The following is a 15,162-nucleotide window of genomic DNA, read 5'->3' as shown; positions in this document are numbered from 1 at the left end:
AGGCTTGGGAGGCATGGAACTTCACGTTTTGAATCATCCGCTCGTCGAGCACAAGCTGACCGTGCTCCGCGACAAGAACACCCCGTCCTCCACCTTCCGCGAGCTCGTCTCCGAACTCGTCATGCTCGAAGCGTACGAGGCCACACGCGACCTGTCCGTCGTGGCCACGCCGATCGAGACCCCGGTCGCGCCGATGACCGGCAAGAAGCTCGCCGAACCCCGCCCAATCATCGTACCCGTGCTGCGCGCCGGACTCGGCATGCTCGACGGCATGACCCGCCTGCTGCCCACCGCCGAGGTCGGCTTCCTCGGCATGAAGCGCGACGAGGACCACCCCACCCAGCAGATCACGTACGCGAACCGTCTGCCCGACGACCTGACCGGCCGCCAATGCTTCCTCATCGACCCGATGCTCGCCACCGGCGGCACGCTCGTCGCCGCCACGCACTATCTGGCCGAGCGCGGCGCGAAGGACGTCACCGCGATCAACATCATCGCCGCGCCGGAAGGCATCAAGTACGTCGAGGAGCACATCGACCCGTCCATCGACTTCAAGGTCGTGGTCTGCGCCGTCGACGAGAAGCTCAACGACAAGTGCTACATCGTGCCGGGACTGGGCGACGCCGGCGACCGCCTCTACGGGGTGATCGACTGACGGAGTGTCGTCGGCGTTGCCCCTCGGTCGACGTACCTTCGTACGCCTTCCCTCGGTGCGCCTTGACGACACACGCGTTATCGATCCCCCACAACGAAAGTCTGACCGATGCAAATCGACATCATCGCGCCGGGGCGCGTCAAGGAACGCTACCTGCGCGACGCCATCGACGAATACTCGAAGCGGCTGTCGCGCTACTGCAAGCTGAACATCATCGAGGTCGCCGACGAGAAGACGCCCGAACACGCCTCGGCGGGCGTGGAACGCCAGATCAAGGCGAAGGAGGGCGAGCGCATCGCCAAGCACTTGCGCGACAACGCGTTCGTCATCGCCCTGGCGATCGACGGGAAGCAATTGTCCAGCGAAGAACTCGCCGCGAAGATCAACGATCTCGGGCTGCGCGGCACCAGCCACATCCAGCTGGTCATCGGCGGCTCGATCGGATTGGACGACGCGATCCTGCGCCGGGCCGATTTCAAGTTGAGCTTCTCGAAGATGACGTTCCCGCACCAGCTGATGCGCGTCATCCTGCTGGAGCAGATCTACCGGGCCTACAAGATCAACGCGGGAGAGCCGTACCACAAGTAGGGGTGGGCTCGGGGCGCCCGGAACCCCCTCAGTCCGCCTGCGGCGGCCAGCTCCCCCTGAAGGGGGCGCATATGACCGTGCATTGTGCGCCCCTTCTAGGGGGAGCTGTCGTGCGGAGTACGACTGAGGGGGGGTGTATATGCCCCGCCCGCCCGTGCCGCGTGTAGGCTGGGTCGCATGACGGGACGGTTCGCACCTACGCCTTCGGGGCGCATGCATATCGGCAATATGACGGCGATGCTGGCCGCGTGGCTCGACTCACGGGCGCGCGGCCAGCGCATGCTGCTGCGCATCGAGGACATCGACACCCCGCGCGTGCTGCCGGACGCCGACCGGTGGATCATGGACGATCTCGACTGGCTCGGCCTCGACTGGGACGGCGACCCCGTCTACCAGTCGCAGCGCATCGACCTGTACGAACAGGCGCTGCGACTGCTTGAATCGCAGACCATCGACGGCATTCCGCTCATCTATCCGTGCTTCTGTTCGCGCGCGGACATCCGCGCCGCGTCCGCGCCGCAGGAGGGCGACGGATTCCAAATCTACCCCGGCACCTGCCGCCGTCTCATGCGCGACCGCCCCGACGAGGTGCGCGCACGCCTCACGCGCGGTGACCGCCACTCCCTGCGCATCGCGATGCCGGACGGCACTGTCGATGTCGACGACACGGCAACGGGCATCGCCTGCCGCACCCCAGCCGCGACCGGCGGATCGGCGCCCGATACGGCGCTTGGACGGTCCGTTACGGCGACACCGGTCCACACCGTCCCCGGCAACGGGGTACGCACGTTCGACGACGCGGTGTTCGGGCCGCAGTCGTTCAATCTTGCATGCGAAATCGGCGATTCGGTGATCCGCCGGTCGGATGGATTGTTCGGCTACCAGTTCGTCGTCACGGTCGACGATCTCATGATGGGCGTCGACTCGATCGTGCGCGGCCGCGACCTGCTACGCTCCACCGCCCTGCAAATCTACATCCGCGAGCGCCTCATCGCCGCCGGCTGGCACATCGCACTCTCCTCACACGAGTCCTCGGCCCCCTCTGACAAGAGGGCCGCCAGCCTTCGCGCACTGCCGAACGACTGTTCGAGCATCTCTTCGGCCCCCTCTGACGAGGGGGCTGTCAGCCGTAGGCTGACTGGGGGAGAGACCGCCCGCGCGAAGTCCGCGCACTCCACAATCACCGGCCAATCCGCAATCCCCCGCAATCACGCATACGATCGCCCGCAACCCGCCAATCACCCGCAACCAGACCACCCCACGCCCGCGCGCCCCGCCTACGCGCATATCCCGCTCATCGACAACGCGGTGGGCCGTCGGCTCGCCAAGCGTGAACGTTCGCTGGACATGGGCGCGCTGCGGGAGCGCGGCGTGACGGCGGCGCAGGTGACGGGCGTGTGCGCGTGGCTGCTGCGTCTCGCCGAAACGCCGGAACCATGCACGGCACGCGACCTGCTCGACGTGTTCCGCGCGGACGGCTGGAAGCCGTTGCGCGCGGAACATGCGGACCGACGCCTCGACCCGGACGATCCGCTGATGCCCACGTGGCTCGCCGACGCGCTGCGGCCATAACACGGCCATAACACGACCACGACACGCCCCGTGCAGACCATCGCCACCTGCGCGGGCGATATGACCCGCCGCCTATTCGCGCGGTGTAGTCTGGGTGCAGCATCCGGCACGGGAGCGGCGTGACGGCGGTTCGCGGCAACGTCCCACGGCACCGTCTCGCGCACCGCTCCCCGCCGGCGTCACGTCACACGTATGGGAGGATTGCCATGTCGAAGGCCCTGAGAAACGTTCTGATCGGCGGCATCGCGGCCGCGGGAGCCGCCGCGTGGGCCATGGCGCCGCGCACGTTCAACGACAAACGCCGCAACTACGTGCCCGTCATCCCCGACGTCTGGTATGCGCACCGCGGTCTGCACGACGCGGGTTCGGGACTTGTGAACGTCACGGATATCCCCGATTACGGCGGCGACAATCCGGTCAGCGCGGAGGCGGACACGACCGACGCCTCGATCGCCGAGAACGCCGATTATGTGGCGCTCGCCCGGCGCATGGCCTTGAAGGCCGGGTACGGCACGGCGGACGAGACCGGGCCGATCGCGCCGGAGAACTCGCTCGCCGCGTTCGCCGCAGCCTGCGAGGCCGGCTACGGCATCGAACTCGACCTGCAGTTGACGCTCGACGGCCAGGTGGTCGTCGTGCATGACGCGGATCTTCTGCGTGTGGCGGGCGATCCGCGTCGCATCGAGGATCTCACTTATGACGAGCTGACGCGCATCCCCCTGTTCCCCGCCTCCCGCGGTTCGAAGCCGGGGGACCTCAAGGCGCATCCGCTGCCGGGCGCGGACGAGAATCCGCCGTTGGTCGTCACGCCGGCCACCGCGCCGGAAGGCTACTACCAGCATGTGCCGTTGTTCGCCGACGTGCTCAAGGTGGTGGCGGGACGCGCGCCGCTCATCGTGGAATACAAGTTCAACGACAACGCCGCGTGGGGCGAGCGCGAGACCGAGCTGATGGAGAAGGGCCACGCGCTGCTGGAGGCGTATGCGGGGCCGTACGTCATCGAATCGTTCAACCCGGGTGCGGTGAACTGGTATAAGGCGCATCATCCGGAAGTGTGCCGTGGGCAGCTCAGCTGGCCCGCGTCGCTCACGAAGAACGGCCCCGCCGAGTTCGCCGCGGGTCTGCTCGCCTTCGACTGGCTGTCCCGCCCCGACTTCATCGCCTACGACTGGACGGGCGGCGCGCTGCCGCAGGTGCGTCTCGCCCGTTCGATGGGCGCGATCGCCGTCTCGTGGACGGTGCGTTCCAGCGACGAGCTCGCGCAGTGCGACCGGTACTTCGACCACCACATCTTCGAAGCGTTCGTTCCGGACAACCGCTAGTTCCTGAGCCTTGTTGCGCCCCCTTGAGGGGGAGCTGGCGTCCGAAGGACGACTGAGGGGGCCCGGCGGCTTGTTATGCCTGCCGGACACCCCCTCAGTCTCGCTACGCTCGCCAGCTCCCCCTGAAGGGGGCGCAGGAGATGGAGCTTATGCGCTCTCCTCACCTATCACAGAGCGCCACAGACCGTGCGATCACTCGTCGGTCTTGACGTCCTCGACGTTGACGTCGGGGTCGTCGGGCGCGGACGTGTCACCGGCACCGGAACCCGCGAGCGGGTCCTCGGGCATGGCGGTGAGCTCCAGGTGTTCGCCGCCGGTCTGGTCGACGAGCACCGTGTCGCCGTCGTGCACCTTGCCGGCGAGCAGCATGCGGGCCAGCTGGTCGCCGACCTCGGTCTGCACGAGGCGGCGCAGCGGACGGGCGCCGTACGCCGGATCGTAGCCCGTGTTGGCGAGCCATTCGCGGGCGGCGGCCGTCACATGCAGCTTGATGCGGCGGTCGGTGAGACGCGCGGCCACGCTCTTCACCTGGATGTCGACGATGCCGCCGAGCTCCTCGCGGGTGAGCGGGTGGAACATCACGATGTCGTCGAGACGGTTCAGGAACTCCGGCTTGAAGTTCATGTGCACCGCGTCCATCACGGCCTTCTTCTTCGCGTCGGCGTCCATATCCTCGTTGACGAGGAACTGGGAGCCGAGGTTGGAGGTCATGATGAGGATCGTGTTCTTGAAGTCCACGGTCCTGCCCTGACCGTCGGTCAGGCGGCCGTCGTCGAGCACCTGCAGCAGCACGTCGAAGATCTCCGGATTCGCCTTCTCGACCTCGTCGAACAGCACGACGGAGTACGGGCGACGGCGCACGGCCTCGGTGAGCTGGCCGCCCTGCTCGTAGCCGACGTAGCCCGGCGCGGCGCCGATCAGACGAGACACGGAGGCCTTCTCCATGTACTCGGACATGTCGATGCGCACCATGGCCTTCTCGTCGTCGAACAGGAAGTCCGCGAGCGCCTTGGCGAGCTCGGTCTTGCCGACGCCGGTGGGGCCGAGGAACAGGAACGAGCCGGTCGGACGGTTCGGGTCCGAGATGCCGGCACGCGAGCGGCGCACCGCGTCGGACACGGCCTGGATGGCTTCCTTCTGACCGATCACGCGCTTGCCGAGGTAGTTCTCCATGTGGAGCAGCTTCTCGTTCTCGCCCTGCATGAGGCGGCCGACGGGGATGCCGGTCCAGTCGGAGACGATCTCCGCGACGGAGTCGGCGTCCACATGGTCCGGGACCATCGGCTCGGGCTTGTTCGCGTTTTCGCCGCCTTCCTTCGACTCGGCATCCGCCTTCTCGGCGGCGGCGAGCTCCTTCTGGATGGCCGGGATCTCGCCGTACAGGATGCGGCTCGCCTCGGCGAGGTTGCCCTCACGGGTGAACTTGTCCGCCTGGACGCGCAGCGAGTCGAGCTTGGCGCGCAGGTCGCCGACCTTGTTGTGGCCGGCCTTCTCCGCGTCCCAACGGGCCTTGAGCCCCGCGAGCTTCTCGCGCGCGTCGGCCATTTCGGCCTGCAGCTTCTCCAAACGCTCCTTGGAGGCCGGGTCCTCGGCCTTCTTGAGCTGCATCTCCTCCATCTCGTAGCGGGTCACCTTGCGCTGGAGCTCGTCGATCTCCTCCGGGGAGGAGTCGAGTTCCATCCTGAGATGCGCGGCCGCCTCGTCGACTAGGTCGATGGCCTTGTCGGGCAGCTGGCGGCCGGAGATGTACCGGTTGGACAGGGTCGCGGCGGCCACGAGCGCGTCGTCGCCAATCGTCACCTTGTGGTGTGCCTCGTAACGCTGCTTCAGGCCGCGCAGGATCGCGATCGTGTCCTCCACGGAAGGCTCGCCGACGAACACCTGCTGGAAACGACGCTCCAGCGCCGGGTCCTTCTCGATGTTCTCGCGGTACTCGTCGAGCGTGGTCGCGCCGATCAGACGCAGTTCGCCGCGGGCGAGCATCGGCTTCAACATGTTGCCGGCGTCCATCGAGCCTTCGGCCGCGCCGGCGCCGACGATCGTATGGATCTCGTCGATGAACGTGATGATCTGGCCGTTTGCGTTCTTGATCTCGTTGAGGACCGCCTTCAGACGCTCCTCGAACTCGCCACGGTACTTCGAGCCGGCCACCATGGAGCCCAAGTCGAGCGAGATCAGCTTCTTGCCTTGCAGCGTGGTCGGCACGTCGCCGGCGACGATGCGCTGCGCGAGGCCTTCGACGACGGCGGTCTTGCCGACGCCGGGCTCGCCGATCAGCACCGGGTTGTTCTTCGTACGACGGCTCAGAATCTGGATGACGCGGCGAATCTCCTGATCGCGGCCGATCACCGGGTCGAGCTTGCCTTCCTTCGCGGCGGCGGTCAGGTCGGTGGAGTACTTCTCCAACGCCTTGTAGCTGCCTTCCGCGTCCGGGCTGGTCACCTTCGCGCCGCCGCGCACGCCGGGCACGGCCTTGCGCAGGGCCTCAGGCGTGACGCCGTTCTTCTTCAGGATCTCGGCCGACTGGTTCGGGGCCGATGCGGCGATGCCGATGAGCAGGTGTTCGGTGGAGACGTACTCGTCCCCCATCTGCTGCATCTCCTTCTCGGCCTGCGCGAGCGCGGCGGTCAGCTGGCGGCTCGCCTGCGGCTGCGACGTGGTCGAGCCGGACGCGCTCGGCAGCGCCACCAATGCGTTGCGCACGGCCGCGCCGATGGCCTGCGGGTCGCCGCCCGCGGCCTGGATGAGCCCGCGCACGACGCCCTGCTCCTGGCGCAGCAGCGCGTCCATCACGTGCAGGGTCTCGACCTGCGCGTTGCCTGCGGCGGCAGCGCTCTGGATGGCGTCGCCGATGGCCTCCTGGGCCATGGTCGTGAACTTCTGTTCCATAAGTCTGTCCTCCAAGTCTCTAGGTTGTTCGTGTTCTGACACGTTCAACCGACCTGGAGGACATTCTATTCCCAAAACTTGAGCGCCGTCGGCTCAAGTTTCATTTCGACCTTACGCGCGCACGATCACGTTGCGTAGGTCGCCGACGCCTTCGACGTGGACGATGGTCTCGTCGCCGGGTTCGAGGTGGCCGGACGCGTTCGGCGTGCCGGTCATGATGACGTCGCCGGGCAGGAGCGTCGAGAACGAGCTGATCGCGGCGATCTGCTCGGGGATGCCGTGGATGAGGTTCGCGGTCGTGCCGGACGCCATCGCCACGTCCTCGCCGTTGAGCGTGAACGAGATCTTCGCGTCCTTCCAGTTCACGTCGTCGCGCGTGACGATCCAGGGGCCCAGCGGGCAGGACGTATCGAAGCCCTTGGCGCGCGTCCACGTCGGGTCGAGGCCCTGCAGGTCGCGCAGCGTCACGTCGTTGACGCAGGTGAAGCCGAGCACGTAGTCCATGGCCTTCTCGACCGGCACGTTCTTGGCGACGCGGCCCATGACGACGGCGAGTTCCGGCTCGAAGTTCATGTCCTTCGAGCAGGCCGGGTACACGATCGGATCGTCCGGGCCGATCACCGAGGTGGACGGCTTGGTGAAGATGACCATGTCCTCCGGGGCGTGCGAGATCTCGGAGTGGCCGGCCTCGTGCATGTACTGCGCGTGCGCCTCGTAGTTCTTGGCGAGTCCGTACACCTTGCTCGGCAGGACCGGCGAGAGCAGACGGATGCCGTCGGCGTCGAGCGCGTAGCGCTTGCCGGTCGGGGCGACCTTGCCGCCGAGCAGCGGGTGGCCGTCGAGTTCGACGAGATAATCCTTGCCGTCCGATTCGTCCTTCTGCACGAAGGCGTATCGCGGCGTGTCATTCAATGAAAAACGTGCGATTCTCATGCTGCTAAGTCTAGCCGCACGCCGTCGCGCCGTCCGGCGCGTTCCGGCGTGCGTTCCGGCGTATGCGGCAGTCAGCGGGTCGGCAGTGTCGCGGCGGTCGCGGCGACGATCGCATCGAGACGCGCGGTCGCGCTGTCCGGTGCGGCGGCGAGACGGTCGGCGGCGTTCGTCGTATCGTCGCCTTCGTCGGAATAGTCGTAGCCGTCGCCGCCGTCATCGTACGAATAGTCGTAGCCGTGCGACGACGCGTCGACGACGGCCGTGACGAACAGGACGACGAACACGACGGACACGAGCGTGGACAGCGCGCCGACGATGATGCCAGCGATGGCGAGTCCCCTGCCTTTCTCGCCGGTCCTGTTGATCTGGTTGAGACCGATGATGCTGAGGACCAGACCGACGATCGAGACCATGAACGACGCGACGAACCCGGCGATGGCCATCGCGTTCCAGCGCGGTTCCGGCTGGTAGTACGGCTGGTACGCGGCGCCCGGAGCATACAGATTGCCGGGCACGCCGCCCAGAACGCCACTGGAAGCGACGCCGTACGCGGGCTGTGCCGGCGGCACCGGCGGCACAGCCGCGCCGGCCGGCGCGTACGCACCGTACGGCGCGCTACCAGCGGCGGGTTCCGGCACGGCCTGCGCATACGGGTTCGCGGGCGTCGCCGGCTCATACGGGTCGGACGACGTCGCGCCGTACGGCTCCTGCGCCGGAACGCCGGCGGGGTTTGTATTGGGATCGACCGGATTGGGATTCGTATAGGGATTGGGATTCGTATTGTATGGTTCGCTCATTGCGTCCTCCTCGCCGATTGCGTCGGCTGCGTCAGTGTGCCGGTTCGCAGGATCATCGGTTCATCCTGCGTAATTCCGAATGACGGTTTTCTCTCCCCCACCCGCTCCGCGGGAGCCCCCTCATCAGAGGGGGCCGAAACGGCACCAGCGAAGGCTTTCCAGCGGCTTCCCGGTCTCCCCGGAGTTCCCTCGCCAGAGGGGCCGAGCACATGTCCCATGCCCCGGAAGGTCGTCCTCCGTCAGCCTGTTGTCGGGAAGAAGCCCCGCGGGCATGGCTCGACGTATCTCCCTCAGCTTAGCGCGCGCTGAACCGACGCGCGCGACGCGGCCCGCGGCATAATGGGGTACGGCAAGCAACCACATATGCGGCCGGCCGTTCCGGTCCGTCCGGACGGCCGGCGCATCACCAAGGCATTCCAAGGAGGAACCATGGCCATCGCGGACAAAAAGGTGCTCATCATCGTGAACAACTGGGGCATCGAGGAGACGGAACTCACCCGTCCGCTGCGCGATCTGAAGGCCGCGGGCGCGCAGGTGACGCTCGCCGCGACCACGCTCGACAAGTGCGAGACCGTGCAGCACGACCGTTACGAGGGCGAGACGCTCACCCCGGACACGACGCTCTCCGACGTGCAGGCGGCCGACTACGACCTGCTGGTCGTGCCCGGCGGCACCTGCAACGTGGACCGCATCCGCGTGAACGAGGACGCGATCACGCTCGCGCAGGAGTTCGCGCATGAAGGCAAGCCGATCGCCGCGATCTGCCACGGCGCCTGGCTGCTGGTGAACGCGGGCCTCGTGGCCGGCAAGACCGCCGCGCCGTGCCGCTACATCGCCGCCGATATCGAGAACGCGGGCGGCCACTACGTCGACGAGCAGCTGCACGTGGACGACAACAACGGCTGGAAGCTCATCACCTCCCGCAAGCCCGACGACCTCGACTACTTCGTCGGCGCGATCAAGGAAGCGCTGGAGGCCTAATCGACTCAGATGAAGGCGCGGGGGCCGAAGATGGCGGTGCCTACGCGCACGATCGTGGAGCCTTCCTCGATGGCGATCGCCATGTCCTGCGTCATGCCCATCGACAGTTCCTTGCAGCCTTCGGTGCCTTGCGCGCCGGAGGCGAGGATCTGGTCGCGGGTGCGGCGCAGGTGGGCGAATCCGGCGCGGATCGTCGCCTCGTCGTCCACATGCGCGCCGATCGTCATCAGTCCCTGAAGCTCCAGCCCGCCCATCGCGCCGATGCGCTTGGCGAGATCGATGGCGTGGCTGGGCGCGCAGCCGGACTTCGATTCCTCGCCGGATTCGTTGACTTCGAGCAGCACGCCGATGGTCATGTCGCGCATGACCGCGCGGCGGGCGATCTTCTCCGCCAGTTCGATCGAATCCACCGATTCGATGGTGTTGACGACGGGCAGCACCTTGCCGATCTTGTTGGACTGCAACTGCCCGATCAGGTGGAACGGCACGTCGCGGCCGAGTTCGAGGCCGCGTGCGGCGCACTGTCGCGCCAACCCCTCGGCCTTCGCCTGCACCTCCTGCGGGCGGTTCTCGCCAATCATGCGCACGCCCGCGTCGATCGCGGCCATGATCTCGCCCACGTCGCGCGTCTTCGTCGCGGCGAGCAGCCTGACCGATCCGGCGTCGCGTCCGGCCGCCTGCTCCGCCTCGGCGATGCCGTCAAGCACGCGCTTGACGCCGTCGGCGATCTCGCGCGTGCGCGTCTCGTCAATCGTCTCGTTCGCCAGATCCTTGTGGTCCATGTATGCCGTCATGCCTGCCACGCTCCCCTCGTCATCATCCGTTTCGTTTCGTTCACGCGACACACGCTCCACGCGACGTGCGCGTCACCCGTACGCATACTGTACGCGTGAAGCCGCCCGTACGCACGACGTGCGTCACGGGCGGCTTCACGGCGCGGAACGCGCGCGCACGGCCCGGCGGCGAGGCGTCAGTAGGCGGCGGCGATGGCCTGGTCGAGGTCGGCGATCAGGTCGGCGGCGTCCTCCAGGCCGATGGACAGGCGAATCAGGTTGTCGGTCACGCCGGCGGCGAGACGGTATTCGGCCGGGACCTCGCGGTGGGTGATGCGGGCCGGGTCGACGATGAGCGAGCGCGCGTCGCCGATATTCGGCACGTAGGAGAACACCTTGGTGCCGTCGAGGATGCGGCGCACGTTGCTTTCGTCGCCGTCCACGAGGAACGACAGGATCGTGCCGACGCCCTTCGGGAAGTACTTGGGCAGCAGGTCGAATTGCGGCGTGTTGCCGAGTCCGGAGTAGTTGACCTTGATGACGTGCGGGGTGCGCGTGAGGTGGCGCGCGACGGCCGTGGCTGTCTCGACCTCCTGGCGCACGCGCTGCGGCAGCGTCTCCACGCCGACGAGCGACAGGTACGCGTTGAACGGGCTCGGCACGGCGCCGAACGTGCGCAGGTACTTGATGCGGATGCGGCGGATGAACGCGTCCTTGCCGTAGCGCTCGGCGAAGCTGTGCTCGACGCCGTTGCGCTCGTCGCTGATCACCTGCTCGTTCTCGGTGAACTGCGGGAAGCGTCCGTTCGCCCAGTCGAAGCGTCCCGCGTCGACCACGACGCCGCCGATCGCATTGCCATGCCCGGTGATGCCCTTCGTCGTGGAGTGCACGACGATGTCGGCGCCGAAGTCGAACGGGCGCAGCAGGTAGGGCGTGGGCACGGTGTTGTCGACGATCAGCGGGATGCCGTGCTTGTGCGCGAGTTCGGCGAGCGGCTCCAGGTCGGTGATCTCGGTGGACGGGTTCGCCACGGATTCGGCGAAGATGGCGCGCGTGTCCGGACCGATCTTCGAGGCGACCTCGTCGAGGTCGTTGATGTTCTTCACGAAGTCGGTGTGCACGCCGAAGTGCGGGAAGAAGCTCTCCATCGCGTCGACCGAGGCGCCGTACAGGTTGGAGGGCGAGATGATGCGTCCGCCGTTCTCGGCCGCGCACAGCAGCGCGAACGAGACGGCCGCCATGCCGGAGGCGACGGCGACGGCGCTGGTGCCGCCTTCGAGCGCCGCGATGCGCTGCTCGAGCGCGTCGACGGTCGGGTTGGCCACACGCGAGTACGAGAATCCCGTGGTCTCGCCGGCCGCGAGCGCGTCGCCACGGACGGCGCTTTCCATGTCGAACGCCGCCGAGGCGTAGATCGGCGTGCTCACCGCGTCGTCGTGCTGGAGTCGGTCATAGCCGGCATGGATGGCCGCTGTGGCGAAGGCTTGCGTCATGTGCGTATTCTCCCCTTGAAGTCGTGAATGGTCACCAGTGTAGGAACGTAGTCGCAGCGACACGTACCTGCCGATACAGGCGTTGTTTATCGTTCGGTATCAGCATGGATGATACGGCCGGCGGGAGCGGCGTCGTCCCATTCGTCCAACGCGCGGAAGGCGAGCGCGGCGAGGAAGCGAGCCCCCGGCCAGATTCCGGCCGGATCGGGGCGGAACGCGGGCGTGTGCGCGGCTCCGGCGTCGCCGGCGCCGATGTGCACGAACAGGCCCGGCTTGCGCTGGAGATAGTAGGAGAAGTCCTCGCCGCCGAGCTGCGGGCGATCGTCGGCCACGACGAGGCCTTCGTCGCGTGCGACGCGGCGGCCGAACGCGGCCCATGCGCCGTCGTTGACGACGGATGGCGAGCCGAAGAACCAGTTGACGTCGGCGGTGGCGCCGTACGCCTCGGCGGTGCGTTCGATGATGGCGACGGCCTTGTCCTTGGCGAGGTGGCGGTCCTTCGGTTCGGTGGTGCGCACCGTGCCTTCGAGGAACGCGTCCTGCGGGATGACGTTCCACGTGCTGCCGGCTTCGACGTGCGTGACGGAGAGCACGCGCGGGTCGACCGGGTCGAGGCTGCGTGCGGTCACGGTCTGCAGGCCCTGCAGCACGGCGCCGAGCGCGGCGATCGGGTCGATGCCGCGGTCGGGTTCGGCGGCGTGCGAGCCGGTGCCGTGGATGGCCGCCTGGAATTTGTCGACGGCGCCGGAGATGCCGCCTTCGCGGATGGCGATGGCCCCGGTCTCGCCGGGGGCGTCGTGCGTGCCGAAGAACGCCTGCACGTCGTCGAGCACGCCGGTGTCGAGCACCTGGACGGCGCCGGTGGGGCGTTCCTTCGTGGCTTTGCCTTCCTCGGCGGGCTGGAGAATCACCTTGACCGTGCCGTGCAGCTCGTCCTTGCGCGACTGGAGCAGGATGGCGGCGCCGAGCGCGACGGTCATGTTGAAGTCGTGGCCGCAGCCGTGCATGTATCCGACGTTCTCGGACGTGTACGGCAGTCCGGTGTTCTCGGTGATGGGCAGGCCGTCGATGTCGCCGCGGATGGCGACGACCGGGCCGTCCAGCGCGCCGCGCACGATGGCGACGAGTCCGGTCTTCAGGCCGGAGTCGAGGATCTCGATGCCGTGCGCTTCGAGGATCGACCTCAGTTTCGCCGTGGTGGCGTGCTCCTCGTAGGAGGGTTCCGGGTGGCGGTGGAACCAGCGGTAGTGGTCGAGCAGTTCCGCCTCCAGCGCGGTCGCGGCCTGCGTGGCTTCGGTCGTGGCTTTTTCGGTCGCGGCTTCGGTCATTGTTTCGTTCCTCCCAGATAGGCTTCCTGCACTTGTTCGTTGCCGAGAAGGTCGGCGGCCTTGCCGTGCAGGCGGATGCGTCCGTTCTGCAGCACGTAGCCGTAGTCGGCGATGGACAGCGCGAGCTCGGCCTGCTGTTCGACCATGAGCACGGAGACGCCGAGCTCGTCGCGCAGCTTCGCGATCTGTTCGAGCACGTCCTCGACGAGTTTCGGCGACAGGCCCATCGTGGGCTCGTCCATGCAGATGATCTTCGGCCGGCTCATCAGCGCGCGGGCGAATGCGAGCATCTGCTGTTCGCCGCCGGACATCGTGCCGGCCTGCTGCGTGCGACGTTCCTTGAGGCGCGGGAAGCGTTCGTACATGGCTTCGAGGTCGGTGGCGATGCCGGACTTGTCGTTGCGGGTGTACGCGCCGGAGAGCAGGTTCTCCTCGACGGTCATCTGCGGGAAGACGCGGCGGGCCTCCGGCACGGCGGCGATGCCGGTCTCGACGCGTTTGCGCGTGGACAGTTTGGTGATGTCCTGCCCCTGGTACCACAGGGAGCCGGTCTTCGGGTGGTTGATGCCGAGGATCGTCTTCATCGTCGTGGATTTGCCGGACGCGTTGCCGCCGAGCAGCGAGACGATCGCACCCTGCGGCACACGGATGGACACGTTCTGCAGCGCGTGCACCTGCCCGTAGAACACGTTGACGTCGTCGAGCGCGAGCAGCGCCGACTCGTCGGCCTTGCGCGCCGCGGCCTTGTCCTGTTCGAGGTCGGCGTCGTGCTCCTCGACCTTGGCGAGGGAGCCGGACGCGTCGTCCGATTCGATGGCGTTCTGCATGGCGAGCACGTTGCTCTGGCCGGAGACGCGCGTGTGGTTGATCTCGCGGCGTTTGCCGAGATACGCCTCGACGACCTGCGGAGCCTTGCGCACGTCGTCCGGCGCGCCCTCGGCGATGATGCGGCCGCCGTCCATCGCGATGACGCGGTCGGAGAGGGCGGTGACGAGCTCGATCTTGTGTTCGACGAGCAGGATCGTGTGCCCCTGCGCCTTCAGGTATTGCAGCTGCTGGAGCACTTCGGCGGTCTCCGACTGGTTCATGCCGGCGGTCGGCTCGTCGAGGAGCAGGATCTTCGGTTCGCTGATGTGCGCGCGGGCGATCTCGGTGCGGCGGCGGTTCGCGTACGAGAGCGTGTACGCGTAGTCGTTGCGGCGGGAGCCGAGGCGTTCGCGGAAGCGGTCGATCTCGCGGCCGACGCGGATGTCGACCTCCTTGGCCTCCTTGCGCGCCTTCGGTCCGGGGATGAGCGCGACGCCGGTCTCGGCGAGCAGCGGCAGCCAGCGCACGATCGGGTAGCGCTGCAGGTTCTTGAACGGGCGCAGCGCGCGCAGGCGCTTGTGGTAGCCGAGGTTGATGTTCTCGTCGACGGTGAGCGCGCCGAACACGCGGCCGTTCTGGAACGTGCGGGCGAGCCCGCGTTCGGACATCTCGGCGGACGGGTAGCCGGCGACCGGCTCGTCGTCCAGGTCGATGATGCCGGAATCCGGGTCAAGGAAGCCGGAGATCAGGTTGATGGTCGTCGACTTGCCGGAGCCGTTCGGCCCGATGATCGAGATGACCTCGCCGCGATGCAGGTCGAACGAGACCTTGTTGACGGCGTGCAGGCCGTTGAAGGACTTGTCGAGGTCGCGCACGCGCAGCACGACGGGCGCCTCGAGCACGGCCTTGCGGTGCTTGGCGGAGTATTCGGCGAGCGCCTCGGGGTTCGTGAGCCGCTCGTTGTCGATGTCGATGCCGGTGACGGTGTCGACGGTGGAGTATTCGGAGTCGGTCATGGCTACCA

General features: G+C 67.3%; 12 protein-coding genes. 5 read left to right on the top strand and 7 right to left on the bottom strand.

What is annotated here, in order from left to right:
- Positions 1-13: 13 nt before the first annotated feature.
- From upp to AC1AYP_RS08065, 4 genes are all read left to right on the top strand, one after another.
- A complete protein-coding gene (gene upp / locus AC1AYP_RS08080; RefSeq protein WP_034529067.1) occupies positions 14-655 on the top strand; it encodes a uracil phosphoribosyltransferase in 642 nt (213 codons plus the stop codon).
- A 108-nt stretch (positions 656-763) separates the two neighbouring features.
- Positions 764-1,243, top strand: a complete 480-nt coding sequence (gene rlmH, locus AC1AYP_RS08075) for a 23S rRNA (pseudouridine(1915)-N(3))-methyltransferase RlmH (RefSeq protein ID WP_476532632.1) — start codon at positions 764-766, stop codon at positions 1,241-1,243.
- Positions 1,244-1,420: 177 nt separating this feature from the next.
- The gene (locus tag AC1AYP_RS08070) at positions 1,421-2,815 is read left to right on the top strand and encodes a glutamate--tRNA ligase family protein (protein ID WP_476547447.1); all 1,395 of its coding nucleotides are present in this window, start codon (positions 1,421-1,423) and stop codon (positions 2,813-2,815) included.
- A gap of 206 nt (positions 2,816-3,021) precedes the next feature.
- Positions 3,022-4,137, top strand: coding sequence for a glycerophosphodiester phosphodiesterase family protein (locus tag AC1AYP_RS08065; RefSeq protein ID WP_476547445.1), 1,116 nt, complete (start codon positions 3,022-3,024; stop codon positions 4,135-4,137).
- A 192-nt stretch (positions 4,138-4,329) separates the two neighbouring features.
- On the opposite strand, the gene clpB is transcribed toward AC1AYP_RS08065, so the two are convergent.
- The 3 genes from clpB to AC1AYP_RS08050 form a co-directional block, all read right to left on the bottom strand.
- Positions 4,330-7,026 (bottom strand): ATP-dependent chaperone ClpB, encoded by a 2,697-nt coding sequence (clpB, locus tag AC1AYP_RS08060; protein WP_476547444.1) that lies wholly within the window; start codon positions 7,024-7,026, stop codon positions 4,330-4,332.
- A 111-nt stretch (positions 7,027-7,137) separates the two neighbouring features.
- Positions 7,138-7,959, bottom strand: a complete 822-nt coding sequence (locus tag AC1AYP_RS08055; RefSeq protein ID WP_476547442.1) for a fumarylacetoacetate hydrolase family protein — start codon at positions 7,957-7,959, stop codon at positions 7,138-7,140.
- Between the two features lie 71 nt (positions 7,960-8,030).
- A complete protein-coding gene (locus AC1AYP_RS08050; protein WP_476547440.1) occupies positions 8,031-8,756 on the bottom strand; it encodes a DUF4190 domain-containing protein in 726 nt (241 codons plus the stop codon).
- A gap of 429 nt (positions 8,757-9,185) precedes the next feature.
- Between AC1AYP_RS08050 and AC1AYP_RS08045 the strand changes: the two genes are divergently transcribed.
- The gene (locus AC1AYP_RS08045) at positions 9,186-9,737 is read left to right on the top strand and encodes a type 1 glutamine amidotransferase domain-containing protein (protein ID WP_476502764.1); all 552 of its coding nucleotides are present in this window, start codon (positions 9,186-9,188) and stop codon (positions 9,735-9,737) included.
- A gap of 5 nt (positions 9,738-9,742) precedes the next feature.
- Here the strand turns inward: AC1AYP_RS08045 and AC1AYP_RS08040 are convergent, their stop codons facing one another.
- The 4 genes from AC1AYP_RS08040 to AC1AYP_RS08025 form a co-directional block, all read right to left on the bottom strand.
- Positions 9,743-10,531, bottom strand: a complete 789-nt coding sequence (locus tag AC1AYP_RS08040) for a YggS family pyridoxal phosphate-dependent enzyme (RefSeq protein WP_476502765.1) — start codon at positions 10,529-10,531, stop codon at positions 9,743-9,745.
- A 176-nt stretch (positions 10,532-10,707) separates the two neighbouring features.
- Positions 10,708-12,003 carry an O-acetylhomoserine aminocarboxypropyltransferase/cysteine synthase family protein gene (locus tag AC1AYP_RS08035; RefSeq protein WP_476547438.1) on the bottom strand — a complete coding sequence of 432 codons (1,296 nt, stop codon included), beginning with the start codon at positions 12,001-12,003 and terminating at the stop codon, positions 10,708-10,710.
- Between the two features lie 86 nt (positions 12,004-12,089).
- The gene (locus AC1AYP_RS08030) at positions 12,090-13,331 is read right to left on the bottom strand and encodes an amidohydrolase (protein WP_476547436.1); all 1,242 of its coding nucleotides are present in this window, start codon (positions 13,329-13,331) and stop codon (positions 12,090-12,092) included.
- Entirely contained in the window at positions 13,328-15,154 is a 1,827-nt protein-coding gene (locus tag AC1AYP_RS08025; RefSeq protein ID WP_476547435.1) for an ATP-binding cassette domain-containing protein, read from the bottom strand. Before AC1AYP_RS08025 ends, AC1AYP_RS08030 begins: the two co-directional genes overlap by 4 nt.
- Positions 15,155-15,162: the final 8 nt, after the last annotated feature.

The sequence above is a fragment of the Bifidobacterium sp. LH_424 genome (assembly GCF_056356895.1).
This window is presented reverse-complemented; position numbering and strand designations above follow the sequence as displayed.